22 protein-coding genes are annotated in these 24,310 nt (G+C 63.1%); 10 read left to right on the top strand and 12 right to left on the bottom strand.

Annotation, left to right across the window (positions count from 1 at the left end; all coding sequences use genetic code 11):
- Nucleotides 1-39: 39 nt before the first annotated feature.
- On the bottom strand, nt 40-918 hold the full coding sequence (locus ECTOBSL9_RS02560; RefSeq protein ID WP_063463743.1) for a 5'-3' exonuclease H3TH domain-containing protein: 879 nt from the start codon (nt 916-918) through the stop codon (nt 40-42).
- Between the two features lie 170 nt (nt 919-1,088).
- On the opposite strand from ECTOBSL9_RS02560, the gene ECTOBSL9_RS02555 reads away from it, so the two are divergent.
- Both ECTOBSL9_RS02555 and ECTOBSL9_RS02550 read left to right on the top strand, forming a co-directional pair.
- Nucleotides 1,089-1,343, top strand: a complete 255-nt coding sequence (locus ECTOBSL9_RS02555) for a DUF6489 family protein (RefSeq protein WP_025282845.1) — start codon at nt 1,089-1,091, stop codon at nt 1,341-1,343.
- A gap of 177 nt (nt 1,344-1,520) precedes the next feature.
- A complete protein-coding gene (locus ECTOBSL9_RS02550) occupies nt 1,521-2,501 on the top strand; it encodes a malate dehydrogenase (RefSeq protein ID WP_063463742.1) in 981 nt (326 codons plus the stop codon).
- Nucleotides 2,502-2,633: 132 nt separating this feature from the next.
- Here the strand turns inward: ECTOBSL9_RS02550 and ECTOBSL9_RS02545 are convergent, their stop codons facing one another.
- Both ECTOBSL9_RS02545 and rpmE read right to left on the bottom strand, forming a co-directional pair.
- Nucleotides 2,634-3,434 (bottom strand): thermonuclease family protein, encoded by an 801-nt coding sequence (locus tag ECTOBSL9_RS02545; protein WP_063465964.1) that lies wholly within the window; start codon nt 3,432-3,434, stop codon nt 2,634-2,636.
- A gap of 17 nt (nt 3,435-3,451) precedes the next feature.
- Nucleotides 3,452-3,655, bottom strand: coding sequence for a 50S ribosomal protein L31 (gene rpmE, locus ECTOBSL9_RS02540; protein WP_025282842.1), 204 nt, complete (start codon nt 3,653-3,655; stop codon nt 3,452-3,454).
- A gap of 475 nt (nt 3,656-4,130) precedes the next feature.
- Here rpmE and rimO point away from each other — a divergent pair, with 475 nt between their 5' ends.
- The gene (gene rimO, locus ECTOBSL9_RS02535) at nt 4,131-5,429 is read left to right on the top strand and encodes a 30S ribosomal protein S12 methylthiotransferase RimO (RefSeq protein WP_082830027.1); all 1,299 of its coding nucleotides are present in this window, start codon (nt 4,131-4,133) and stop codon (nt 5,427-5,429) included.
- Between the two features lie 89 nt (nt 5,430-5,518).
- Here rimO and ECTOBSL9_RS02530 read toward each other — a convergent pair whose 3' ends face one another.
- The 3 genes from ECTOBSL9_RS02530 to ECTOBSL9_RS02520 all read right to left on the bottom strand — a co-directional run bounded on the left by ECTOBSL9_RS02530 (nt 5,519) and on the right by ECTOBSL9_RS02520 (nt 7,876).
- Complete coding sequence (locus ECTOBSL9_RS02530; protein WP_063463740.1) at nt 5,519-6,043, bottom strand: SCP2 domain-containing protein; 525 nt, start codon at nt 6,041-6,043, stop codon at nt 5,519-5,521.
- A gap of 94 nt (nt 6,044-6,137) precedes the next feature.
- The gene (gene murU / locus ECTOBSL9_RS02525; RefSeq protein ID WP_063463739.1) at nt 6,138-6,806 is read right to left on the bottom strand and encodes an N-acetylmuramate alpha-1-phosphate uridylyltransferase MurU; all 669 of its coding nucleotides are present in this window, start codon (nt 6,804-6,806) and stop codon (nt 6,138-6,140) included.
- Nucleotides 6,807-6,808: 2 nt separating this feature from the next.
- On the bottom strand, nt 6,809-7,876 hold the full coding sequence (locus ECTOBSL9_RS02520) for an aminoglycoside phosphotransferase family protein (protein ID WP_371259012.1): 1,068 nt from the start codon (nt 7,874-7,876) through the stop codon (nt 6,809-6,811).
- Nucleotides 7,877-8,068: 192 nt separating this feature from the next.
- Here ECTOBSL9_RS02520 and glgX point away from each other — a divergent pair, with 192 nt between their 5' ends.
- Complete coding sequence (gene glgX / locus ECTOBSL9_RS02515; RefSeq protein WP_063463737.1) at nt 8,069-10,231, top strand: glycogen debranching protein GlgX; 2,163 nt, start codon at nt 8,069-8,071, stop codon at nt 10,229-10,231.
- A gap of 3 nt (nt 10,232-10,234) precedes the next feature.
- Here glgX and cpdA read toward each other — a convergent pair whose 3' ends face one another.
- Entirely contained in the window at nt 10,235-11,041 is an 807-nt protein-coding gene (cpdA, locus tag ECTOBSL9_RS02510; protein ID WP_063465963.1) for a 3',5'-cyclic-AMP phosphodiesterase, read from the bottom strand.
- Nucleotides 11,042-11,202: 161 nt separating this feature from the next.
- On the opposite strand from cpdA, the gene ECTOBSL9_RS02505 reads away from it, so the two are divergent.
- Nucleotides 11,203-11,865, top strand: coding sequence for an O-methyltransferase (locus tag ECTOBSL9_RS02505; protein WP_063463736.1), 663 nt, complete (start codon nt 11,203-11,205; stop codon nt 11,863-11,865).
- A 7-nt stretch (nt 11,866-11,872) separates the two neighbouring features.
- Here the strand turns inward: ECTOBSL9_RS02505 and argA are convergent, their stop codons facing one another.
- Nucleotides 11,873-13,228, bottom strand: coding sequence for an amino-acid N-acetyltransferase (gene argA / locus ECTOBSL9_RS02500; protein WP_063463735.1), 1,356 nt, complete (start codon nt 13,226-13,228; stop codon nt 11,873-11,875).
- 121 nt (nt 13,229-13,349) lie between these two features.
- Nucleotides 13,350-14,501, bottom strand: coding sequence for an acetylornithine deacetylase (argE, locus tag ECTOBSL9_RS02495; protein WP_082829692.1), 1,152 nt, complete (start codon nt 14,499-14,501; stop codon nt 13,350-13,352).
- Between the two features lie 838 nt (nt 14,502-15,339).
- Here argE and ECTOBSL9_RS02490 point away from each other — a divergent pair.
- The 4 genes from ECTOBSL9_RS02490 (at nt 15,340) to ECTOBSL9_RS02475 (ending at nt 18,165) form a co-directional block, all read left to right on the top strand.
- Nucleotides 15,340-16,374 (top strand): hypothetical protein, encoded by a 1,035-nt coding sequence (locus tag ECTOBSL9_RS02490; RefSeq protein ID WP_371259011.1) that lies wholly within the window; start codon nt 15,340-15,342, stop codon nt 16,372-16,374.
- Nucleotides 16,375-16,530: 156 nt separating this feature from the next.
- Nucleotides 16,531-16,836: a hypothetical protein gene (locus ECTOBSL9_RS02485; RefSeq protein ID WP_063463734.1), complete on the top strand. Its 306-nt coding sequence runs from the start codon at nt 16,531-16,533 to the stop codon at nt 16,834-16,836.
- A 55-nt stretch (nt 16,837-16,891) separates the two neighbouring features.
- The gene (locus ECTOBSL9_RS02480; protein ID WP_063465960.1) at nt 16,892-17,575 is read left to right on the top strand and encodes a C39 family peptidase; all 684 of its coding nucleotides are present in this window, start codon (nt 16,892-16,894) and stop codon (nt 17,573-17,575) included.
- A 17-nt stretch (nt 17,576-17,592) separates the two neighbouring features.
- Nucleotides 17,593-18,165, top strand: coding sequence for a hypothetical protein (locus tag ECTOBSL9_RS02475; protein WP_156500018.1), 573 nt, complete (start codon nt 17,593-17,595; stop codon nt 18,163-18,165).
- A 19-nt stretch (nt 18,166-18,184) separates the two neighbouring features.
- Here ECTOBSL9_RS02475 and ECTOBSL9_RS02470 read toward each other — a convergent pair whose 3' ends face one another.
- Both ECTOBSL9_RS02470 and ECTOBSL9_RS02465 read right to left on the bottom strand, forming a co-directional pair.
- Complete coding sequence (locus ECTOBSL9_RS02470) at nt 18,185-19,243, bottom strand: transporter (RefSeq protein WP_063463732.1); 1,059 nt, start codon at nt 19,241-19,243, stop codon at nt 18,185-18,187.
- Nucleotides 19,244-19,335: 92 nt separating this feature from the next.
- Complete coding sequence (locus tag ECTOBSL9_RS02465) at nt 19,336-20,706, bottom strand: sigma-54 dependent transcriptional regulator (protein ID WP_063463731.1); 1,371 nt, start codon at nt 20,704-20,706, stop codon at nt 19,336-19,338.
- Between the two features lie 296 nt (nt 20,707-21,002).
- Here ECTOBSL9_RS02465 and ilvD point away from each other — a divergent pair, with 296 nt between their 5' ends.
- Nucleotides 21,003-22,865 carry a dihydroxy-acid dehydratase gene (gene ilvD / locus ECTOBSL9_RS02460; protein ID WP_063463730.1) on the top strand — a complete coding sequence of 621 codons (1,863 nt, stop codon included), beginning with the start codon at nt 21,003-21,005 and terminating at the stop codon, nt 22,863-22,865.
- Between the two features lie 2 nt (nt 22,866-22,867).
- Here ilvD and ECTOBSL9_RS02455 read toward each other — a convergent pair whose 3' ends face one another.
- Nucleotides 22,868-24,268, bottom strand: a complete 1,401-nt coding sequence (locus tag ECTOBSL9_RS02455; protein WP_063463729.1) for an MBL fold metallo-hydrolase RNA specificity domain-containing protein — start codon at nt 24,266-24,268, stop codon at nt 22,868-22,870.
- Between the last annotated feature and the right edge of the window lie 42 nt (nt 24,269-24,310).

Here is a 24,310-nt window from a genome sequence, read left to right as displayed (position 1 = left end):
CGAGGCTCTGTATTCTGCCAAAACTCGAGGGGCGCCTGTCTAGATCCTGTCCCAGTCAAATCGCCGGGACGGAGGCAGGGCCAGTTGGTCCATCAGATCCCCCAGTCGAGCCCCATCCGGACGCCCGCGCCCCAGGTCCAGGCCTGCCGGCAGACCGGCCTCGCAGTGGATGCCCGTGAGCTGACGGGCCAGTCGCACCGTGTCGCGGTGGGTGTCCACCAGGCCCATGAGGCGTTTGGCGCCCCGGATGGGCATGTGGGCAATGGCCGGGATGTCCTCCAGCAGGGCCTCCAGGGTGTCGGTGCGGCGCAGCAGGCGGGCCGCCGTGGCCATGCCCACGCCGGGGATGCCCGGGATGTTGTCCACCTTGTCTCCGGCCAGGGCCAGTTGGTCCGCCACCTGGTCGGGGCGCACTCCCAGGCGCTTTTCAATGCCCCGGGGATCGAGCCGCTGACTGCGGTGCGGGTCCCACCACAGGTCGCCCTCATGGACGAGCTGGGAGAGGTCCTTGTCGCCGGTGACCAGTACGACCGCGCGACCTTCCTGGCGTTCCCTTGCGGCCAGTGTGCCAATGAGGTCATCGGCTTCGAAGGTGGGGCTGGAGAGGTGGGCCAGGCCCAGGGCGCTCACGAATTCCCGGCACCAGCCGAACTGGCGCTTGAGTTCTTCGGGGGCCGGTGGGCGGTTGGCCTTGTAGGCGGGGTAGAGGGCATGGCGATAGGAGGTGCCCCGGCTTTCATCGAATGCAAAGGCGATGCGGGCCGGTCGTTCGCTTTGCAGCAGGGTGTGCACGAAGCGCACGAAGCCGTGGGCGGCGTTGGCCGGGTGGCCATCGCGGCAGGTGATGGTCTCGGGCAGGGCGAACCAGGCGCGAAAGACGAAGATGCTGGAGTCAATCAGGTAGGTGGGTGTGTTCACCGGTGGCAGTCTACCTGCCGCGATGCAGCAGGGCCATCCCGACGGCACACCTGCGCGGTCGGGCTGGTTTTGGTAACGTGTGTTCATGGGGTGGGGTAAGGCACACTGTGGCTTTACTTTTGTCCTCCCCGGTCACAGCATTGCAACAACTGACAGGCGAAGGAGTTCCCATGAAGATCAATGTGGAGGTGGATGCCACCCCCGAAGAAATCCGAGCCTTTCTAGGCCTGCCCGATGTGGCCCCTCTTCAGAAGGAAATGATGGAGGACGTGGCCAAGCGCATGCGTGAGGGGCAGCAGGGTTATGAGTCCCTGGCCATGATGCAGCCGCTGATGCAGAGCGGCGTGGCTAACATGGATGCCATGCAGAAGCTGTTCTGGCAGGCCTTTACCCAGAGTGGCAGCAAGGACGACAACAAAAAATAGGCCCCATCGATGGGCCGGGCATGACCCACGATCGTGGGTCATGCGGAAAACCAAGGGGTGGAGGTGTATCCTTTGTCCGTTTCCGAGCCGCTGGACCCTGGGTGCGGCGCCCGGAACCGAGCATTGACACCATGTTAATGACCTTACTGGATTAAAGACCTTACTGGAGGTAGCTTCATGAAGAACCCCATGCGCGTCGCCGTTACCGGCGCTGCTGGCCAGATCTCCTACAGCCTGCTGTTCCGCATCGCCTCGGGCGACATGCTGGGCAAGGACCAGCCGGTGATCCTGCAGTTGCTGGAAATCACTCCGGCCATGGACGCGCTGCGCGGTGTGGTCATGGAACTGGAAGACTGCGCGTTCCCGCTGGTGGCGGGGATCACCACCTCCGACAAGCCGGAAGTGGCCTTTGACAAGGCAGACGTGGCCCTGCTGGTGGGTGCTCGCCCACGTGGCCCGGGGATGGAGCGCAAGGACCTGCTGGAGGCCAATGCGGCCATCTTCTCCGAGCAGGGCAAGGCGCTGAACGCTGTGGCCAGTCGTGACGTGAAGGTGCTGGTGGTGGGTAACCCCGCCAATACCAATTCCCTGATCGCCCAGCGCAATGCCCCGGACCTGAACCCGCGCAATTTCACTGCCATGACCCGTCTGGATCACAACCGTGCCCTGGCGCAGCTGGCGGGCAAGACCGGTGCTTCCACCACGGACATCAAGAAAATGATCATCTGGGGTAACCACTCTGCCACCCAGTATCCGGATATCAGTCAGGCCATGGTGAAGGGCGATGCCGCCTCTGGTCTGGTGCCGCGGGACTGGTACGAGTCGGACTTCATTCCCACCGTGCAGCAGCGTGGCGCCGCCATCATCAAGGCCCGTGGTGCTTCCAGTGCAGCCTCTGCCGGCAGCTCCGCCGTGGATCACATCCGCGACTGGGTGATGGGTACGCCGGACGGTGACTGGGTGAGCATGGCTGTGCCTTCCGATGGCAGCTATGGTATCGAGAAGGGTCTGATCTACTCCTTCCCGGTCACCTGCAAGGGCGGGGACTACAGCATCGTGCAGGGGCTGGAGATCGATGATTTCAGTCGCGAGCGCATGCAGGTCACGGAGCAGGAGTTGCGCGAGGAGCGTGACGGCGTGGCGCACCTGCTGCCCTGATAGGCAAGCCGTTCGCCGGCAGGCCGGCTCCCATGGAAAAGCACTTTCGTGGGAGCCGGGACCAAAAAGGGGACAGACACCTTTTCCGCGCGCCAGCGGCGCGCACGGAAAAGGTGTCTGTCCCCTTTTTGGTTAGTCGATGATGCGCAGATCCGCCGGGTGGCGGATGCGGATTCGGGGCTGGCCCCGATGGGTGTAGACGAAGCCGCGGCCTTCCACTTGTTCGCCGCGCAGGGCGTCTATATCCAGGTCGGGGAAGTACTGCATGTCTTCCCGGTCGATGCGAAAGGCGACATTGCCTTCAAGATTGATCCAGTGGGCGCGCTGGCTTTGCCCGATGCGCACCACTTCCCCCGTGACGATCCGGAACCCCTCGGCATCGCGGGGCAGTTCCTCTGCCTCGAAGGCCTCCAGATGTTCCAGCGACCAGATCTTCAGGGCCTCGGCGCGGGCGAGCGCCTCGGTGTCCCGGTAGCAGTCCACATGCCAGTCGTTGGGGGGGATGGTCAGGGCCGTGGCCAGGCCCTGGCGCAGCAACAGGGCGGTGATGGGCTGGCCGTCGGGTGTGAACAGGTGGGCCAGGGTGCGTTGATAGCGGTCCTTGCGTTCCGCATCGTGCACCAGGAGCACCTGGTTATCGTGCTCCCTCAGTAACGCCTCAAGAGCATCCCGGGCCTCGTGGCCGTAAGGCTCGGCGGTCCGCTCGCGCCAGAAGATCTCGGGCGTGTCCAGGCCGATAAGGCGCACCCGGGTGCCATCGGTCAGGCGTACGGTGTCGCCGTCAAAGACGTGGTCCACCTGCCCCTGGCTGGTGCGACCCTGCGGTCCACCACAGCTGTCGGGCAGGTCGGCCGCCTGGGCTGTGCCCAGGCACAACGCAACAAGGGCGCCGACCCACGGCGCCCTTGTGCCCCATTCGAACTTTCTTGCCATGGGGCGTGCCCCCGGCATTACATACCGTAGCGGCGGCGGAACTTGTCCACCTGCCCGGCCGTGTCGAGAATCTTCTGCTTGCCGGTGTAGAACGGATGGCATGCAGAGCAGACTTCCACGTTCAGGGCGTCGCCTTTGTGAGTCGAGCGGGTCTGGAACGCATTCCCGCAACTGCAGGTCACGTTCACTTCATGGTAATCAGGATGGATTTCCGGCTTCATGCAAGCACCCTCGAAAGCCTGTAGCGCTGAAAAAAGACGAGTAATATACTGGACCCCGCTTCGGGTAGCAAGGCCCGGTCCAGGCCACTCGATGAGCCCGGAAGATCTGTTACTTGAGTTTACCCGTTTTTTTCCAAACGGGGCTTGAGCCTTTGCCGCTAAATCCTCCCTGGCACTTCATTTTCTCCGCTTTTCCACAAAAGCTGTGGATAACTATGTGGATGAATTGGGGTAAAGTGCCTCCAGGGCGCGTGCCAACAAGGCTCGAGTCAAATCGGTCATTTTTTGTACATGTTTTTAACCACCTGTTTTTATTGGAGTTAAATTTGTTCAACACGACCTGTTGCGGTCTGGGAGATAAGCGTGTATGCACCGCGGTGCCCATGATCCCCGGTGTGCATAAATACCCGCGCTTTCCGGCGGACATCCGCACGCGGAGTGCCTCTTGAGCGGCCCGCAGGAGGTGGTGCCCCAGGTGGGTTTCGTCAGCCTGGGCTGCCCCAAGGCGCTGTCGGACTCCGAGCACATCCTCACCCGATTGCGGGCGGAGGGCTATGGCATCACCGGCACGTATCAGGACGCCGACCTGGTGGTGGTGAACACCTGCGGCTTCATTGATGCGGCGGTGACCGAGTCTCTGGAGGCCATTGGCGAGGCCATGGTGGAGAATGGGCGGGTGATCGTCACCGGCTGCCTGGGGGCGGATGCGGACAAGGTGCGCGCTGCACACCCGGGGGTGCTGGCGGTCTCCGGGCCCCATGCCTTCGAGGCGGTGATGGGGGCGGTGCACGAGCACCTGCCGGCGCCGCACGACCCCTATCAGAGCCTGGTGCCGCCGCAGGGCGTGCGTCTGACTCCGCGCCACTACGCCTATCTGAAGATCTCCGAAGGCTGCAACCACCGCTGCAGTTTCTGCGTGATTCCGCATTTTCGCGGCGATCTGGTGAGTCGTCCCGTGGGCGAGGTGATGGCCGAGGCCGAGCGCTTGGTGGAGGCCGGTGTGCGCGAGTTGCTGGTCATCTCCCAGGACACCAGTGCCTATGGGGTGGATGTGAAATACCGTACGGGCTTCTGGGGCGGCAAGCCGTTGCGTACCCATGTGCAGAACCTGGCCGAGGCTCTGGGCAGCCTGGGGGTGTGGGTACGCCTGCACTATGTGTATCCCTATCCCCACGTGGATGATCTGATCCCGCTGATGGCCGAGGGTCGCATCCTGCCCTATCTGGATGTGCCCCTGCAGCATGGCAGCACGCGGGTGCTCAAGGCCATGCGACGACCGGCGGCCACCGAGCGGGTGCTGGAGCGGATTCATCGCTGGCGCGAGATCTGCCCGGATCTGACCCTGCGCAGCACCTTTATTGTCGGTTTCCCCGGGGAGACGGAATCGGATTTTCAGCAGTTGCTGGAGTTCATCCAGGAGGCACAGCTGGATCGGGTGGGGTGCTTTACCTACTCCGCAGTGGAGGGCGCGCCGGCCAATGCCTTGCCCGATGCGGTGCCAGAAGCGGTGAAGGAGGAGCGTCTGGCCCGTTTCATGGAAGTGCAGGCAGAGATCAGTCAAGCGCGCCTGGCCCGTCGCGTGGGGCAGAAGTTGACCGTGCTGGTGGATGAGATAGATGCCGAGGGGACGGCGATTGCGCGTTCGGCGGCGGATGCGCCGGAGGTGGATGGTCTGGTGTTCGTGGAGGATGGCCAGGGGCTGGCCGTGGGGGAGTTTGTGCAGGTGGAGGTGGAAGAGGCCTCCGAGCATGATCTGTTTGGGAGGCGGGTATAGGGGACGGACTCGGGCAAAAGGGGGACGGATTTAAATCCGTCCCCCTTTTGCCCGAGTCCGTCCCCCTTTGGCCTGCAAGTCACTGCCAACTACTGGCTCGGGTGCAGCCCCCCCGGCAGCAGCTTGCCCAGGCCCAGTTGATTGAGCATGCACACGGCCTTGGTGCCCGCGCGCTCTCCCAGCACCGCGTGGATGTGACTTTCCCAGTCGGGCTCAGCGGTGTCCAGGAGGTTTTTCAGGTACAGGCCGGCCTCGGTCTCGCCTTCCAGGTCCAGGCGGCGGCTGAAGAACAGAGTGTCCGGGTCCTCGGCGCGTGCGGCCAGGCGCCAGAAGTCTTCCAGGCGGCCGCGGATGCGCACGTCCCAGTCGTCGTCGGCCTTGCAGTCCCAGGGGGTGACGCCGCCTTCCTTTACCAGAAAGCAGATGCCCCCATGGTGATCCGTGACCGATAGGCAGATGCGCTTGCCTTCCAGCGGGCCCAGTTCTTCAGCGGCCGGTTGCCCCTTGAGCAGGTGGTTGACCAGGGTCGAGAAGAGACGGGTGTGAACGGCGTCGGGCAGTAGTCGCAGGGCGACGCCGAGGGGTAGCAGGACGGGTGGTTTGGGCAGTTGCATGGTGTTGGGTACCTGTCGAGAAGGTCGGTTTGGCCTTGAATCCTTGGCATAAGTCTAGCGGGGATTGGGTTTTGCCCCAAGCCGGGCGATGGGGTCAGGCCAATTGTCGGTCCAGGGCCGCCAGTCGCTCGGGGGTGCCGACGTCCAGCCATTGCCCGGGGTGATGTTCGCCGCTCACCTGCTCGCGACTCATGGCCTGGCGCAGCAGCGGGGCCAGGGGGAAGGCTCCGATAGGGGTGCCCGTGAACAGGGCCGGACGGTACCAGCCGATGCCGGAGAAGGTCAGGCAGGGGGCTGCCGGGTCCTCCATGGGAGGATGCACCCGCCCTTCATGAAGCCGGAAGTCTCCCCCGGGATGATGCGCTGGATTGTCCACCAGGACCAGGTGGGCCAGGGTATCGTGGGCCAGGGTGGGTGGCACGAGCGGGTGGTCGCACCAGACATCGCCATTGATCACCAGGAAGGGATCGGATTCCAGCAGCGGCAGGGCCTGACGGATACCGCCACCGGTCTCCAGTGCCTCGGGCTCGGGGGAATAACGGATGTTCAGGCCCCACGGGCGACCATCACCCAGGTGATCGCGGATCTGTTCGCCCCGCCAGGCCAGGTTGATGACCACCTGCCGATAGCCAGCCGCTGCCAGGCGCTCCAGGTGATGCACGATGAGCGGGCGTTCTCCGGCGCACAGCAGGGGCTTGGGCGTGTGATCGGTGAGCGGACGCATGCGTTCGCCGCGACCGGCGGCCAGGATCATGGCATGCATGTTCAGGCCCCCGGCCGGATGCCGATCCGGGAAAGGGGGTTATCGGAACACGCCAGCACACCGGCCTGCAGGGCCAGACGCCGCTCGGGCGGCAGGTGGGCGTCGAACCACTGGCGTACCGGGGTGAGGGCCGGATGGGCCAGTTCCTGTTCCAGCAAACGCCATAGCCTGGGCAGGTGACGCAGATACGAGGGTTTGTCGTCGCGTCGCCACAGGCGGGTGAAGATGCCGATGATCTTGGTGGTGCGCTGCGCCCCCAGGATCCAGAAGCTGTCGTCCAGGGTGTTGGCGTCCAGGCCCTGGAAGGCATCCCGGTAGCGGGCCACCATGGTCTCGGCCACGGCGGGGTCCACGTCCCGGCGGGCATCCCGCAGCAGGGAGACCAGGTCGTAGGCCGGCGAGCCGATCAGGGCATCCTGGAAGTCCAGCAGCCCGCAGGCAGCCACACCCTGGCGGCCTGCCAGCACCATCAGGTTGTCCACGTGATAGTCTCGCAGCACCAGGGTGGGGGGCAGCCGATGCACCGGCTCCAGTGCCTGTCGCCAGGCCTGCTGGAATCTTTCCTGCACGTGGGCGTCGCACGGGGCGTCAAAGGCCTCGGGCCAGTACCATTGGGTGAACAGATCGGCCTCGCGCAGCAGCGCGGCCTCGTCGTAAGGGGGGACGCGGCGGGTATGATGGCGTGACCAGTTGCGATGCAGTTCAACGAGGGTGTCGGTGGCCAGGCGGTAAAGGCCTGCCTCGTCGGCCCCCTCGCCCAGGGCGCGACTGAAGGTGTGGTCGCCCAGGTCTTCAAGCAAGAGAAACCCCTGGGCCCGGTCAAAGGCATGGATGCGGGGCGCGCTCAGGCCCAGTTCCCGCAGTATGTCGGCAATATGCACGAAGTCTTCCGCGGATTCCTTGTCGGGCGGGGCATCCATGATCACCCGGGAGGCGTTGTGATCCCGTAGCCGGAAATAACGGCGAAAGCTGGCATCGGCCGACAGGAGGGTGGGGGCGGGCGTGTCGGGGCCCAGGATCTCCCACAGCCATTCCTGCATGGCCTCAAGTCGCTGGTCCGGTTCACTGATGAGGGCTGTCATGGGGGGCGGGGCTCTCCAGAGCGGTGATTCTTGCGCCGTGTCATTATTACATGCCCGCAGCCTCAGCCAATGCCCCGGTGGCCATTGACCGATAGGGTGATGGTCGGGCGATCATAGTAAAAGCGGCCCCAGCGGCCGTGTGTTTTCCATGGGCGCCCATAGGCGCAGAAGGTTATCCGCATGAGCCAACCGAACTGGGCCATCTGGCCCGGCAGTCCCTATCCCCTGGGTTCCACCTGGGATGGTGAAGGGGTGAATTTCGCGCTGTTTTCCGAGCACGCCGAGCGGGTGGAGCTGTGTCTGTTCAGCGAAAGTGGCCGGCGGGAGCTTGAACGTATCGAGATGCGTTGGCAGACGGATCAGGTATTTCATTGCTACCTGCCGGAGGCGCGCCCGGGGCTGCTCTATGGCTATCGGGTGCATGGGCCTCACGATCCGGCCGCCGGGCATCGATTCAACCCCAATAAGCTGCTCATCGACCCCTATGCCAAGGCCCTGCATGGGCAGGTGAAATGGAATGATGCGCTGTTCGGTTACCGCATTGGCGCCGAAGAGGCCGACCTGGTCATGGACAAGCGGGATTCAGCCCCCGGCATGCCCAAGGGGCAGGTGATTGATACGGCCTTTACCTGGGGGGATGACAAGCCGCCGAAGACCCCCTGGCACGAGACGGTCATCTATGAACTCCACGTGAAGGGATTCACCGCCCAGCATCCCAAGGTGCACCCGGAACTGCGTGGCACCTACGCCGGGCTGGCCACGGCTCCGGTGGTGTCCTATCTGCAGCGCCTGGGCGTGACGGCGGTGGAACTGATGCCGGTGCACGCCTTTCTGGATGACAGGCACCTGGTGGAGAAGGGGCTGCGCAATTACTGGGGTTACAATTCCATGTCGTTCTTCGCGCCGGACATGCGTTACAGCGCCTCGGGGCATGTGAACGAGTTCAAGACCATGGTGAAGACGCTGCACTCGGCGGGGATCGAGGTCATCCTGGACGTGGTGTACAACCACACCGCCGAGGGCAGTCACCTGGGGCCCACCCTGTCGTTTCGCGGTATCGATAACCGGGCCTATTACCGGCTGGTGCATGATGATCAGCGTTATTACATGGATTACACCGGCTGCGGTAACACCCTGAACATGCAGCACCCCCGGGTGCTGCAGTTGATCATGGACTCGCTGCGCTACTGGGTGCAGGAGATGCACGTGGACGGTTTCCGTTTCGACCTGGCCTCGGCGCTGGCGCGTGAGCTGCACGAGGTGGATCGCCTGGGGGCCTTCTTCGACATCATCCACCAGGATCCGGTGTTGTCCCAGGTGAAACTGATCGCGGAGCCCTGGGATCTGGGCGAGGGGGGCTATCAGGTGGGTAACTTCCCGGTGGGCTGGACCGAGTGGAACGGCCGGTACCGGGATACGGTGCGAGCCTATTGGAAAGGCGAGGACGGGCTGATTGGCGATATGGCCTATCGTCTCACCGGTTCATCGGATCTGTACGAATCCAGCGGTCGCAGGCCCTATGCCAGCATCAACTTCGTGACCTGTCATGATGGCTTCACCATGGAAGACCTGGTGAGCTTCAACGAAAAACACAACGAGGCCAATGGGGAGGAAAGCCGGGACGGCGAGAGCCACAATCTCTCCTGGAACTGTGGCGAAGAGGGGGTCACCCGCAACAAGCACATCATGGACCTTCGGGCGCGGCAGAAGCGCAATTTCCTGTCCACCCTGTTCCTGTCCCAGGGTATCCCCATGCTGTTGGCCGGCGATGAGCGCGGCCGCAGCCAGCAGGGCAACAACAACGCCTATTGCCAGGACAACGAGATTTCCTGGATGGACTGGGCCCTGGACGAATATGGCCGCGACCTGTTGCCCTTCGTGCAATACCTGATCGCCCTGCGACGCGAGCACCCCGCACTGAAGCGACGGCATTTCTTTCAGGGGCGCCCCATCATGGGGGCCGGCGTGAAGGATCTGGCCTGGATCCGGCCCGATGGCGAGGAGATGGATGACGAAGACTGGCAGCAGGGTTTCGCCCGCAGTCTGGGCATGTTCATCGCCGGCGACCTGTTCGAGGAGTATGACGAGCGCGGTCGCCGGGTGCGGGATACGGATATGCTGCTGTTACTCAACGCGGATCACGAGGCCATCTCCTTTCGGCTGCCCGCCCAACCGGAGCGCACCCGCTGGGACGTGCTGCTGGATACGGTCTATCCCCGCGGGCCCCGGCCGGATCACCGCAAGTTTCACAGCCACGAGGTCTATCCGCTGCAGGGGCGGTCCCTGGTGCTGATGGTCAATGCCAGCCGCCCCGCGCCGCGCACCAATAACGGGATTGAATGAGCCTTAACTACCGCACAGGCGCCATTCGGGTGCCTGTGGCAGGTATTCCACCCAGGTGTGGATGCGCCCATCGGGGAACAGGTCCAGACGCCGGTAACCGGGTGGCAGGTCATCCAGGCGCACGGTCTGACTCCCGGGTGCAAACTGCGCACCGGTGGAAGGCGCGCACAGCAGACGCACGCCGTTACGGGTCTGGTCCACTACCTGATGGGCGTGACCAAAGATCACGGCGCGCACCTTGTCGTGCTGATCGATGACACCCCAGAAATCATCGGCATTGCGCAGGCCGATGCGGTCCATCCAGGGGGTGCCCACCGGGACCACCGGATGATGCAGGCAGACCAGTGCATGGCGTGACGGGTGGCGGGAGAGGCTTTCCTCCAGCAGGTCCAGCTCGGTGTCTTCCAGTCGGCCGTGACTTTCCTCCGGTACCGCGCTGTTGAGCAGGACGATAAGCCAGTCATCCTGGCTGAGAATCTTGCCGCAATGCAGGTGGCTGCCCGCAAGGGTATCCTCCATGAGGTCTGTATCATCATGGTTGCCGGGCAGACAGTGTACCGGGCAGGGCAGGGCGTTCAGCTGTTGGCTCACCCGCTGGTAGGCCTCGGGCACCGGGTCGTGAACCAGATCCCCGGTCACCAGCGCCCGGTCCAGGTGTGGCTCCTGTCGCTTGACCTGCGCGAGCACACGCTGGAGGCTATCATCGGTGTTGATGCCCGACCCCATGACATCTCCCGGTTGCGGGCATAGGTGGAGATCGGTGATCTGAAGGATTCGCAGTGGTGAGACGTGCGCGCCCATATCGCTCATGATGACTACCTCCGTGAGCTGGAACAAGGCATTGTCCAGACAGAAAGTGTATAAAAAGACACCATCCTGTCTCCGGATGGGCGGAGTATAACCGAATTCTCTGACAAAGCTCTGACGGAACCGTCACGGCCCGACGACACAGCACGCCAAGGAGTCCCCTGATGTCCAACCTGACCACGCCCATGGATGAGCGCCTGCAGGCATACATGCGCTCGGTATCCCTGCGGGAGCCCGCCTTGTATCGGTGCCTGCGGGAGGAAACCGCCCATATGCCCGAACACAACCTGCAGGTGGCGCCCGAGCAGGGCCAGTTTCTGGGGTTGCTGGTGGAACTGCTGGGCGCGCGGCGTATCCTGGAGATCGGTACCTTCACCGGTTACAGCGCCCTGTGGATGGCAGGTGCCATGCCCGAGGATGGTGAGCTGGTGTGTTGCGACATCAGCGAGGAATGGACGGCCATCGCCCGTCGCTACTGGGCCGAGGCGGGGCTGGCCGACCGCATTGACCTGCGTCTGGCGCCGGCTCTGGATACCCTGGATGGGCTATTGGCAGACGGTCAGGCGGGCCGATTCGACCTGGCCTTCATCGACGCCGACAAGGCCAATTACGTCAACTATTACCGGCGCTGCCTGCGTCTGATGCGCCCGGGTGGGGTGGTCTGCCTGGACAACACCCTGTGGGCTGGCCGGGTGGCCGATCCCAACAACCACGAACCGGAGACCGAGGCCATTCGCGCCTTCAACGCCCTGGCCCACGAGGACCCGGGCGTGACGGTGAGTCTGGTGCCCATCGGCGACGGCCTCACCCTGGCCCGCAAGCGCTGAGGTTGTCTCAGGCGAGCTTGCGGCGCGTCTGCCGGGGCTGCAGCGGCTTGATGAAGATCTTGGAATTACGCTGGATGTTGTACATCTGCTGCCGGCTGATGGGCAGGGACTGGATTTCCCCGGGCTCGAACCCCCGTTCCCGGAACCAGTGAGCGGTGCGGGTGGTGAGCACGAACAGCCGGGTGATGCCCAGGTTGCGGGCCTGAAGCTCCAGGTGTTCCACCAGCATGTCGGCACGCCCGCCGCCCCGGTGCTCCGGGTGCACGGCCACACAGGCCACCTCCGCCACGGCCTCTTCGGTGGACGGATAAAGGGCAGCGCACGCCAGGATCATGCCGTCCCGCTCGATCACGGTGAAGCGCTCGATCTCCAGTTCCAGTTGCTCTCGGGAGCGCCGCACCAGAATGCCTTCCACCTCCAGCGGCTGAATGAGTTCCAGGATGCCGCCCACGTCCTCGATGGTGGCCTGGCGCAGGCGTTCGTAGCTCTCTCCGGTGATCAGGGTGCCGGCCCCCTCGCGGGTGTAGAGCTCCATGAGCAAGGCGCCGTCCCGGTGCCGATCCACCAGGTGAACGCGCTCCACCGATTGCCGCGAGGCGCTGATGGCGCACTTCAGGTGCAGGGCCAGTTCCTCGGGCAGGCGACGACGCCCGTCCAGCAGCGCCTGAGCCTGGTCTGCGGTCATCTGGGTGATGGGGCGCCGGCTGCCGTCGCGCAGGGCGGGTGTGTCACTGAAGAAGATGAGCTTGTCAGCCCCCAGGGCGGCGGCGGCGGCGGTGGCCACGTCCTCCGCAGTGAGGTTGAAGATCTCGCCAGTGGGGGAATAGCCCATGGGGGGCAGCAGGACCATGTCCCCGGCCTGCAGGTGGTGTTTCATGCCCTCGGTATCCACCCGCCGTACTTCCCCCGTGTGCTGATAGTCCACGCCATCGCGCACGCCCAGCGGGCGCGCCGTGACGAAGTTTCCGGATGATACCCGCACCCGCACGCCAGACATGGGCGTATTGGCCAGCCCCATGGACAGCAGCGCCTCGATCTCTGCGCGCAGCGAGCCGGCCGCCTCCTTGACCGCCTGCAGGGCGGAATCGTCGGTGAGCCGCAAACCGTTCACGTATTGTATCTGTGCCCCCCGGGCCCGCAGCCTCTCCTCGATCTGCGGACGCGCCCCATGCACCAGGACCAGTCGCACCCCCAGGGTCTGCAGGATGGCGATATCGTGCAGCAGGGCAGCAAAGCCCGGTTGCAGGGCCGCCTCGCCACCAAAACAGATGACGAAGGTGCGTTCCCGGTGAGCGTTGATATAGGGGGCGGCGTCCCTGAACCAGGCGACATGGGGGGATGTGAGGTTTTTCTTCAAGGCCATCAGGTCCTTAGGCGGTGCGTGCGTTTGCGGCACGATCATAAGCAATTGCCCGCCCCGCTGCCAAATGCTGGCGCGATCCGCCTATGGGCACCGGGTGAGTCACCGCGCTGTTGGCTGGAAGTCACGCCTTGATACAGAATCGCTGGATCAGGCCGCGCAGGATCTTCAGCATCGGTTCGATGCGGTCCAGGGCCAGGTATTCATCCGGTTGATGCGCCTGACGGATGTCGCCGGGGCCCAGGATCACCACGTCCATATCCATCTGCCGCAGGAAGGGGCCTTCCGTGCCGAAGGCCACCGACTCGGCGGCATGGCCGGTGAGGGCCTCGGTGGCCCTCACCAGTTCACTGTCGGCGGGCGTCTCCATGGGGGGTACGCCCGGAATCAGACGGAAGACCTCGTAATCCAGACCCGAACCCTGCAGGGCCTTGTCCACACGCTCGGTCAGGGTCTGGCGCAGCGCGCCGGGCTCCATGCCAGGCAGGGGGCGCAGGTCGATATGCAGCTCGCATTGGCCGCAGATGCGGTTGGGGTTGTCACCGCCATGGATGTGACCCAGGTTCAGGGTGGGTACCGCCACCTGGAACTGCGGGTTGCGATGCCGGGCCTGGAGTTCATCCCGCCAGGCCAGGATCTCGCTCATCACCCGATGCATGCCTTCCAGGGCACTGTTACCCAGGCTGGGGTCGCTGGAATGGCCGGCCTGACCCTTCACCCGGATGCCCTCCATGAGGATGCCCTTGTGCATGCGCACGGGCCGCAGGTTGGTGGGCTCGCCGATCAACGCCTGTCGCCCCAGGGGTTGCCCGGCTTCGGCGATGGCACGGGCCCCGCGCATGGAGCTTTCTTCATCCGCGGTGGCCAGGATTACCAGCGGGTGTCGGAAATCCTTTGGCTCGAAGCTTGCCGCCGCCTCCAGGGCCAGGGCGAGGAAACTCTTCATGTCACAGCTGCCCAGTCCGTAGAGCCGATCATCACGGATGATGCCCTGGAAGGGGTCCTGGGACCACAGATGGGGATCGCAGGGCACGGTGTCGGTGTGCCCGGCCAGCACCAGCCCGCCCGGCCCCTCGCCCAGGCTGGCCACCAGGTTGGCCTTGTCGGCCACCCCCTCCAGAGGCCTGACCTCCACCCGAAATCCTCCCGCCTCGCACCACCCGGCCAGCTCATCGATCAGCGGCCGGTTCCCCATGTCGTAGGTTGGCGAGACGCTGCTCACCGAGGGGATTTCGATGAGGCGCTTGAGCATGTGCATGAGGTCGGGCTGGGGCATGGCGGCGCTCCGGATGGCTTTCCTTCCAAGATACGCCCCCTGCCTCAACGCAACAATGCGAAGCCAGCCGGGATCGGGTGGGGGTGTATCAGCAGCGTAACAGGTCGGGTGTTTTCCCTGCAGAGCCTGCCTGGATGGGGTCTGTGGCGGATTTCATCATGTACTGATGCCTCGATGTGTAACAGCAACTGAACAGGTTTCGACCGCAAAACTGTGCACTTGTGGGCATTGATGAAGCTGACGCCGTGCAAGGTAATGGTTTATCGCACTTTTTTTATGTTGGCCTGCTTGTTGCAACGGGAGGGGCACGGACTGGTAAGGCCCTTCGCCCGCCGGCCGGACGACAGCTAATGTGAGGAGGAATGATTTCATGATGACGTTCAAGAAGACCGCAATCTCCGCTGCAATTGCCCTGGCCTTCGGTATGTCCGCCCCCGCTTGGGCAGACGCGAACAACACCGGCGAAGGTGAGTTCGGGGATCAGAATTCCTACAATGCCTCCGAGTCATTCAACAGCTCGACAGCTGATTCAGGCAATAACAGCTGGACCGACTCCGCTAACGATAGTTCCAACAACAGCGTGAACGACTCCGCCAACACCAATGTGGCGGATTCAGGCAACGATAGTTCCAATAACAGCACGAATGATTCAGGTAACCTGAACGTGTCCGATTCTGGAAATGACAATTCCCAGAATGATGCCAGCAGCAGCATCGCCGACTCTGGTAACACCAACGTGGCCGACTCCGGGAATGACAATTCCCAGAATGATTCCAGCACCAACGTGGCCGATTCCGGCAACACCAGCTCCAGCATCGCTGACTCTGGTAACACCAACGTGGCTGATTCCGGGAATGACAATTCCCAGAATGATTCCAGCACCAATGTTGCTGATTCCGGAAATACCAGTTCCAGTATCGCCGACTCGGGTAACGACAATTCCCAGACCGATGCCAGCACCAGCATTGCTGACTCTGGCAACACGAGCGTGGCTGATTCCGGGAATGACAACTCCCAGAATGACTCCAGCAGCAGCATCGCCGACTCCGGCAATGACAATTCCCAGACTGACGCCAGCACCAGTATCGCAGATTCCGGTAACACCAGCGTTGCCGATTCCGGGAACGATAACTCCAATAACAGTGTGAATGACTCGGGGAATCTGAGCGTTGCGGATTCTGGTAATGACTCCTCCGATAACAGCAACAACTCGGATAACAGCAATAACTCCGACAACAGCAATAACTTTGCCTGGTCGGATTCGATGAACGACAACTCGGATAATAGCGATAATTCCGATAACAGCGACAACTCCGATAACAGCATGGCCTGGACGGACTCGCTGAACGACAATTCGGATAATAGCGATCACTCCGATAACAGCAATAACTCGGATAACAGCGACAACTCCGATAACAGCATGGCCTGGACGGATTCGCTGAACGATAATTCCGACAACAGCGATAACTCGGATAACAGCAACAACTCCGACAACAGCACGAATATTGCCGACTCCGGCAACACCACCGTGTCTGATTCCGGTAACGACTCGTCGGATAACTCCGACAACAGCATGAACGACAGCAATAACGTCGTGAATAGCAATAACGACAACAGCACCTTCACCGACAACAGCATCACCGATTCCTTCAATGTCGGTTCCATGGTGGTGAGCGAGAACGACCTCAGCGGCGCGGTGACCGATACCTACCTGCATATCGAGTCGGACTCCTCCTACACCGCCTATAACACCATCGGTGAGAGTGGCCTGAGCAATTCTGCGGGCATCACCCAGGTGTCCCAGAACAGCGGGACCAACAGCCTCACTCAGCAGCAAGTGTCCGTGCAGGCACACCTGGGCCTGGGTCAGTAATACCCATGCCTGAAGTCTGTTGAGAGGTGATCGGGGGCAACGGGCGATCGACCCGTTGCCCCCGGTTTCAGGCCAACTCCACAACCCTGGAGGTGAAGGGTGATGGTCGCGAAGCAAGGTGGTAGAGGGGGAAGGGGGGTTTTTCCCCTGGCCTTGATGGTGTTACTTGCAGGCACGTCTTTGGCTCAGGCGGGTTCACTGGACCTGCCGGAGGCGGTGGCAGCTGAAGCCCTGGAGGATCAGCGGGCCATGTACAACATTTCATCGGTACAGTTGGGGCAGATGACCTCCAACGCTCAAGTGTCGAATACCCAGATGCAGGGGGCCTTTGCCAGCGGTGACAACGTGCTGGGGGCAGGGGCCTTTGATCACGCTCAGGGCATCAGTACCGTGATCCAGAATTCGGGTCATAACGTGGTCATTCAGGAATCCCTCATTCTCAATGTCAATGTGGCGCCGTGAGTCCGTCATGAAGGTCGCCGGCAAGAGAGGTTCCAGGTGTGCCCATGCGGGCCTGATGGCATTGACGCTGGGCGCGCTGGCACTGGCCATGCCGCATACCGGCCTGACATCGGGCATGGTGCACATCCCGGGTGCCATGGGTACCCACGAGATGTCGGTGACCAGCCTGCAAGGCATGCGTTTCAAGAGGGTGGTGCGTCAGCAGTATGATTTCAGTTGTGGATCGGCCGCGCTGGCCACGGTGCTGACTTATCACTATGGTCGCCCCACCCGGGAGCGGGAAACATTTGACCTCATGTACGAGATGGGCGATCAGGCGCGTATCCGGCAGCAGGGTTTTTCCATGCTGGACATGAAGCGTTACCTGGCGACCCAGGGCCTTGCTTCGGATGGTTTTCGAATCCCGCTGGAAAAACTCGAGGAACTGGGCATACCCGCCATCGCCCTGGTGGATATCGAGGGCTATCGCCATTTCGTCGTGGTCAAGGGCATCAAGGGCGACCGCGTTCTGGTGGGTGACCCCGCCCTGGGGGTGAAGGATTACAGTCGGGCCGAGTTCGAGGATATTCGCAGTAACGATATCCTTTTTCTGATTCGTGACCGCCTGGACCTTGGGCGGGAATATTTCAATGCTCCGGTGACCTGGGAGGCGCTGACGACTCCCCCTTATGGCACAGCCCTGGCGCGTGACGGGCTGGCGGATTTTCTCCTGGCCCTGCCACGTCATTCTGACTGGTAGCCGAGGTGCAGGCAGACATGAAACCGCTATCTGAATTCCCAAACGACGCACTGAAAAAGACGGTGTGCCGTTCGTCCCGGGCATTCCTGCGTGGGGCTGTGGTGGGCCTGGGACTACTGGTGGTGATGTCGCCGGCCCTGGGTGAATGGCCTGAAACCGTGGGCATCGGGTTTGCTGTCGATGGCTCCGACCCGATGGCGATGATGGACTGGGCGCTGGTGCCGGACCATGAGCTGGCGGAGCAGCGGGGCGGGCTGATCCGCCGTGATGGCTTTGAACTGGCGCTGGGGATCGAGCGCACCACCGCCATCAATGGGGAAGTGGTGGCCCATACGGTGATCATGGATCACTCGGGTCTGCGTCCCAGGGTGGCCGCAGGCGGTATCCACATCCAGAATGCCCTGGATGGCCTGACCGTTCAGGCACTGTCCGGTTCGAACTGGACCTCGATTGTGCAAAACCAGGTCAGCGACCAGATCATCAGTAACCAGACGACCCTGAACGTGGACCTGTCGGGCATGAACCTCAACCGCATGGACATGCGGCGCGTCATGGATGCGCAGATGATTCAGGGGTTGAGGGGCTACTGAGCCCGGTCACTTCCGCCTGTCAGAACCGCATGGGAATGCGCAGTGTGACCTGGGTGTCCGGGGCGGCCGAGGTGGCCCCGATGCCTACCGACAGGTTCATGCTGGTCCGTGGGGAAAAGCGGTGTGATAAACCCCATAGGAAGCTTCCCACCTGGATGCGGTCAAAGGAAGGGTCCAGCGGCGGGGCATTTTCATACTTGGTCTTGAATACCATGCTGTGGTCGTAGCCCAGGCTGATGGAGGTTTGATTGTTCAGGGCAATGCCTGTGCCCACGCTGATGCCCAGGGCGTCGCCCGGGTTGATCTTGCCGATCCCATCGCCCACATCCCGTTCGATGTTCCAGAGGTAGCTGATATTGCCGTAAATCACCGCCGGGTCGGTGGGATAGGTCATGGTGAGGCTGGGCTGGATGGCCCAGAAGCCCGAGCCGGTGGGCTGTTCAATGAATATCTCCGTGATGGGGCGCCCGGTATCATCATCTTCGATAAGTTCGCGATCCACGTCGAACGGGGAAGTGCCCGTGGGTGCTTTCACGCGCAGGTTGCCGATAAAGAAGGGCCTGCCCGTCACGGCCCGATTGAATTGATAATGCACGGCCAATTCGATGTCCCCCAGGCCTTGCCCGTCCGAGCCGGTGACCTGATCGCCAGAAGTGCCCACCAGGACTTCTCGACGACGTAGCGACTCATCCCGCCAGACATACGGTATGCGGATACCCACTTCCATGCGATTGGACAGGCCATAGCGGAAGGATAGCGCCGCGGTGAGGGTGTCCCTTTGGACTTCGGTCAGGTCGATCAGTCCGATGGCAATGGCCGGCAGGATGGTGAACCCGTCAATGGCCACCGTGGTGGATGAGCTGTGCACATACTGAAGGGAGGGCTCCACCACCCAGCCCCCCTTGGGTGTGAGCAGGCCACGCTCCTGGAACACCGCCGCCACGTCCGGCTGGGCCTCTTCCTGGGGTGGCCTCTCACCCACCTCTTCTGGCGGCTGTTCCTGGGCCCAGGCTGCGTGAGTCAGCAGCAGTGGCAGAGTGGAGCAGGCAATTGCCAGGTGTTTGCGGGTGAATCTCATGACCTTCGGGCTCCCTTGTATGGATGATCCAGCGCGGCAGCTATGGGGCGGGCACGTTGAGCGATGCCGTGTTTGCCTCGCCATTCGACTCTCTAGCTCTTGACTGCCGTTTGCCCCTGCAGGGGGATTTCGTGGCGTCGAGCCAGCCGGTAGAGTGTGATGCGCGAGACATTCAGGCGGCGGGCAGCCGCAGAGACGTTGCCCTCGCAGGCCCGCAGGGCGCGGACAATGGCAGTGCGCTCTGCCTCTGCCCGTACCTCCTCCAGGGAGGCCTGGGGGAGGGTGTTCTCCAGGGCGTCCTCGAGCCCCAGATCCTCGGGCTGGATGAATCGGTTCTCGCACAGCACCATGGCACGCCGCACGCGATTGATCAGCTCCCGGACATTGCCGGGCCAGTGGTGCTGGCGGATGGCTTCCAGGGCGGACGCACTGAAACCCTTCACGCGGGCGCTGCGGTCGCGGGCGAAGGCCTGGAAGAAGTGATGAGCCAGCAATACGCCATCCCCGTCCCGTTCCCGCAGGGGGGGCATCTCGAAGTGCAGGACATCCAGGCGATAGAACAGGTCCTCCCGGAATCGACCTTCCTTCACTGCCTCCGTGAGGTTGACATGGGTCGCGGCCACGACGCGCACATCGACCTTCTCTTCATGGTCGCTACCCACCTTCTGCACCGTCTGATTCTGCAGGAATCTGAGCAATGAGGCCTGTACCTCCAGGGGCAGGTCACCGATCTCATCCAGGAACAGGGTGCCGCCATGGGCAGACTGCACCCGGCCACCCCGGGTGCGATGGGCGCCGGTGAAGGCCCCACGCTCGTGGCCAAAGAGTTCCGACTGAATGAGTGCGGACGGCACGGCGGCGCAATTGATGGCCTCGAAGGGTCGGCCCGCCCGGGGGGAGGCGTCATGCACGGCGCGGGCCGCCAGCTCCTTGCCGGTGCCACTCTCGCCGGTGATCAGCACCGGCGCGGCGACGCGGGCCACCTTGCAGATGGTGCGGCGGACCTGATCCATGGGGGGGCTCTCGCCGGTGAGAGGATCCTGCTGATCGAGGGAGTTGCAGTGCATGCCGGAGTGCATGAGCAGCTCAGCCATGCCGAAGGCATGCCCCAGCACCACCTCCAGGCGATAGGTATCCACCGGGAGGGAGTGGAAGTCGTAGCACCAGTGGCGCAGGATCTCGCGAACACGCGGGTCCCAGAGCAGTTCCGGTTCCACCAGTGCAATCCACTCCCGGGTTCCATGCTGTTGCAGGAAACGCTCGAGGGTGGGCAACTGGCTCAGCAAGTCATGCTTGAGCGGGAAGACGCCTATCATGACGCTGGGGTCCCTGAGGATTGCTTCCGCCTCGGCGAGGCAGGAGACCACCAGGATCTCCCAGGAATTCGTCAGATCAGGTGGTTCTGGGTGTTCCGAGAGGTCCACCCAAAGAAGTCGGTGTGCTTTTAGGGCACCTGAATCCATGCCTGATTGCCTGCAATCCGCTTATCCCTAGCCTGATCAGCATATCTCGTGCCGTAAATTGATTAGTCAATAAAATCAGTATTTTGGGTGTTTTTTTGTTATCCGTGCGCGCATGTGTTGTAAAGAATGTTGACGATTCACCCACCGCTGCCGGCATCAGCAGCCCAGGCCTTGCAGGCTTCTCCCGGCGAAGACCCCACGGGGCGATCCGACCTTGTTGCCGACGCGGATACTCGGAACGGATCGGGTGGCGGTGTAGACTGTGCGCCAACAGCAACAATTGCCGGATAAGTCTCATGCCTCAGTACAGATCACGCACCACCACCCACGGACGCAACATGGCCGGGGCGCGCGCCCTGTGGCGCGCCACCGGCATGAAGGATGGGGACTTCGACAAGCCCATCATCGCCATCGCCAACTCCTTTACCCAGTTCGTGCCCGGGCACGTGCACCTCAAGGACCTGGGGCAACTGGTGGCGCGGGAGATCGAGAAGGCCGGCGGTGTGGCCAAGGAGTTCAATACCATCGCGGTGGATGATGGCATCGCCATGGGCCACAGCGGCATGCTCTATTCCCTGCCCTCCCGGGAGGTGATTGCCGATGCCGTGGAATACATGGTCAACGCCCACTGCGCCGATGCCCTGGTGTGCATCTCCAACTGCGACAAGATCACCCCCGGGATGCTCAACGCCGCCATGCGCCTGAACATCCCCACGGTATTCGTCTCCGGCGGCCCCATGGAGGCGGGCAAGGTGCGCCGTGGCGACCAGGTGATCAGTCTGGATCTGGTGGACGCCATGGTGGCAGCGGCCACTCCCGGGGAGAGCGATGAGAGCGTGATGGAATACGAGCGCTCCGCCTGCCCCACCTGCGGTTCCTGCTCGGGCATGTTCACCGCCAACTCCATGAACTGCCTCACCGAGGCCCTGGGCCTGTCACTGCCTGGCAATGGCTCCCTGCTGGCCACTCACTCGGGCCGCCGGGATCTATTCCTGGAGGCGGGTCGTCAGGTGGTGGATCTGGCGCGGCGCTATTATGAGGGGGACGATGACTCAGTGCTGCCCCGCTCCATCGCCAGCATGAAGGCCTTCGAGAATGCCATGAGCCTGGATATTGCCATGGGCGGCTCCACCAACACGGTGCTGCACCTGCTGGCGGCGGCCCGGGAAGGAGAGGTGCCCTTCACCATGGAAGACATCGACCGCCTCTCCCGCAAGGTGCCCAACGTGTGCAAGGTGGCTCCGGCCACCCAGAAGTATCACATGGAGGATGTGCACCGGGCGGGCGGGGTCATGGCCATCCTGGGCGAGCTGGAGCGAGGCGGTCTGATCCACACGGATGTGCCCACGGTACACAGTCCCAGCATGGGACAGGCCCTGGATGAATGGGACGTGGCGCGCACCACGCGCTCGGAAGTGGCCCGGGAGCGTTATCTGGCGGCCCCAGGCGGGGTGCCCACCCAGGAGGCCTTCTCCCAGTCGCAAAAATGGGATGACCTGGATCTGGATCGCGAGCAGGGCTGCATCCGGAATGTGCCCCACGCCTATTCCCTTGACGGGGGGCTGGCGGTGCTGGCGGGTAACCTGGCCCTGGACGGCTGCATCGTCAAGACGGCGGGCGTGGACGAGAGCATTCTGAAGTTTTCCGGCCCGGCGCGGGTGTTCGAGAGCCAGGATGCGGCGGTGGAGGCGATCCTGGGGGATCAGGTCAAGGCAGGGGACGTGGTCATCATCCGCTACGAGGGCCCCAAGGGCGGCCCGGGGATGCAGGAGATGCTCTATCCCACCAGCTACCTGAAATCGAAGGGGCTGGGCAAGGCCTGTGCCCTGATCACCGATGGTCGCTTCTCCGGGGGCACCTCGGGGCTCTCCATCGGTCATGTGTCCCCGGAGGCCGCCGAGGGCGGTGCGATCGGTCTGGTGGAAGAGGGGGATACCATCGAGATCGATATCCCCGCACGCAGCATCCGTATTGCCGTGGAGGATGCGGAGCTGGATCGCCGGCGCCAGGCCATGGAAGCCCGGGGAGAGGAGCGGGCCTGGCAGCCGGTGAGCCGCCAGCGCGTGGTGAGCCAGGCCCTGCAGGCCTATGCCCTGATGGCCACCTCGGCCTCACAGGGTGCCGTGCGGGATCTGTCCCAGTTGAAGCTCAAGCGCTGAGGTCAGATCTCCACCGTCTGTCCCAGTTCCGGCACCCGGGCATCGCGTTGGGCCCGGGTGCGCAGGGCTTCCGCAAGCGCCGCCCGGGCCTCGGGTTCACCGTGCACCATGTGGAACACCGGCTGGTTCCTGAAGGCCCCGGCCCAGTCCAGCAGTGCCGACTGCCCGGCATGGGCGGACAGGCCACCCAGGGTGTGTACCTTGGCCGCCACCGCCAGTTCGTTGCCGAGCACCTTGATCTTCCTGGCCCCGTCCACCAGTTGTCGCCCCAGGGTGCCTCGCGCCTGAAAGCCGACGATGATCAGGTGCGTCTGGCGGCGCCACAGGTTGTACTTGAAGTGGTGGGTGATGCGCCCGCCGTTGCACATGCCGGCACCGGCAATGATGATGGCGCCCCCCGTGATCTGGTTGATGGACATGGATTCTTCCACCCGCCGGGTGAACTGCAACTGGGGCAGATAACGCTGGAGGTCACCCCCTGATGCCCGGTCCAGTTCATCCATATCGGCGCCATTGAGCAGTTTGCGGCGCTTGGCGTAAAGCTCGGTGACCTGGATGCCCATGGGGCTGTCCAGAAAGACCTTCTGCTGGGGCAGGCGCCCTTGATGATGCAGTCGGCCCAGGTGGTAGAGCACCTCCTGGGTGCGACCCACGGCAAAGGCGGGGATGAGCACGTTACCGCCGGCCTCATGGGCCTCTTTCAGGATGCTGGCCAGTTCTTCGATGGTCTCTTCAAGAGGACGGTGATCCCGGTTACCGTAGGTGCTCTCCAGCATCACCAGGTCGGCATGGGTGAGACGGGCCGGCGTGTTCATGAGCACCGAGTCCGGATTGCCCAGGTCTCCGGAGAAGACCAGATGGCGGGAGCGCCCGCCGTCCTGGAGGATCATCTCGACGATGGCCGAACCGAGGATATGTCCGGCATCGTGGAACTTGAGCTGGATGTCCTTGCCCACCGCCTGCAGGTGGCCGTAGTCCACGGCGCAACACTGGTCCAGGGCGGCTTCCACGTCGTTCATGCTGTAGAGCGGTTCGAGCAGGTCGCGGCCCGCCCGCTGGCGCCATTTGTTTTCCCATTCCACGTCCTTGGACATCACATGCGCGGAGTCCCGCAGCATGATGTGCAACAGGTCCCGGGTGCCGGTGGTGCAGTACACGGGGCCTCGATAGCCATCCCTCACCAGCTTGGGCAGGAGGCCGGCGTGGTCCAGGTGGCCATGGGAGAGGACGACCGCATCCACGCTGTCGGCCAATGGCTTGAGGGAGGCCTGGTTGGCCTCGCTGGCCTGGCGTCCGCCCTGCTGCAGGCCACACTCCAGCAGCAGGCGGGTGGTTTCGGTCTCGATCAGGTAGCGCGAGCCGGTGACTTCGCCGGTGGCGCCCAGGAAGGTGAGCTTGGCCATGGCAGGGCCTTTGTCGATGGGTTTGCATCCAGCCTACTCCCG

The sequence above is a fragment of the Ectothiorhodospira sp. BSL-9 genome, assembly GCF_001632845.1.
Classification (GTDB): Bacteria; Pseudomonadota; Gammaproteobacteria; order Ectothiorhodospirales; family Ectothiorhodospiraceae; genus Ectothiorhodospira.
This window is presented reverse-complemented; position numbering and strand designations above follow the sequence as displayed.

Coding starts and splice junctions, on each gene's coding strand:
- ECTOBSL9_RS02555 (WP_025282845.1), top strand. CDS start 1,089: ATGAAGATCAATGTGGAGGTGGATGCCACCCCCGAAGAAATCCGAGCC.
- ECTOBSL9_RS02550 (WP_063463742.1), top strand. CDS start 1,521: ATGAAGAACCCCATGCGCGTCGCCGTTACCGGCGCTGCTGGCCAGATC.
- ECTOBSL9_RS02545 (WP_063465964.1), bottom strand. CDS start 3,434: ATGGCAAGAAAGTTCGAATGGGGCACAAGGGCGCCGTGGGTCGGCGCC.
- rpmE (WP_025282842.1), bottom strand. CDS start 3,655: ATGAAGCCGGAAATCCATCCTGATTACCATGAAGTGAACGTGACCTGC.
- ECTOBSL9_RS02530 (WP_063463740.1), bottom strand. CDS start 6,043: ATGCAACTGCCCAAACCACCCGTCCTGCTACCCCTCGGCGTCGCCCTG.
- murU (WP_063463739.1), bottom strand. CDS start 6,806: ATGCATGCCATGATCCTGGCCGCCGGTCGCGGCGAACGCATGCGTCCG.
- glgX (WP_063463737.1), top strand. CDS start 8,069: ATGAGCCAACCGAACTGGGCCATCTGGCCCGGCAGTCCCTATCCCCTG.
- cpdA (WP_063465963.1), bottom strand. CDS start 11,041: ATGAGCGATATGGGCGCGCACGTCTCACCACTGCGAATCCTTCAGATC.
- ECTOBSL9_RS02505 (WP_063463736.1), top strand. CDS start 11,203: ATGTCCAACCTGACCACGCCCATGGATGAGCGCCTGCAGGCATACATG.
- argA (WP_063463735.1), bottom strand. CDS start 13,228: ATGGCCTTGAAGAAAAACCTCACATCCCCCCATGTCGCCTGGTTCAGG.
- argE (WP_082829692.1), bottom strand. CDS start 14,501: ATGCCCCAGCCCGACCTCATGCACATGCTCAAGCGCCTCATCGAAATC.
- ECTOBSL9_RS02485 (WP_063463734.1), top strand. CDS start 16,531: ATGGTGTTACTTGCAGGCACGTCTTTGGCTCAGGCGGGTTCACTGGAC.
- ECTOBSL9_RS02480 (WP_063465960.1), top strand. CDS start 16,892: ATGGCATTGACGCTGGGCGCGCTGGCACTGGCCATGCCGCATACCGGC.
- ECTOBSL9_RS02475 (WP_156500018.1), top strand. CDS start 17,593: ATGAAACCGCTATCTGAATTCCCAAACGACGCACTGAAAAAGACGGTG.
- ECTOBSL9_RS02470 (WP_063463732.1), bottom strand. CDS start 19,243: ATGAGATTCACCCGCAAACACCTGGCAATTGCCTGCTCCACTCTGCCA.
- ECTOBSL9_RS02465 (WP_063463731.1), bottom strand. CDS start 20,706: ATGGATTCAGGTGCCCTAAAAGCACACCGACTTCTTTGGGTGGACCTC.
- ilvD (WP_063463730.1), top strand. CDS start 21,003: ATGCCTCAGTACAGATCACGCACCACCACCCACGGACGCAACATGGCC.
- ECTOBSL9_RS02455 (WP_063463729.1), bottom strand. CDS start 24,268: ATGGCCAAGCTCACCTTCCTGGGCGCCACCGGCGAAGTCACCGGCTCG.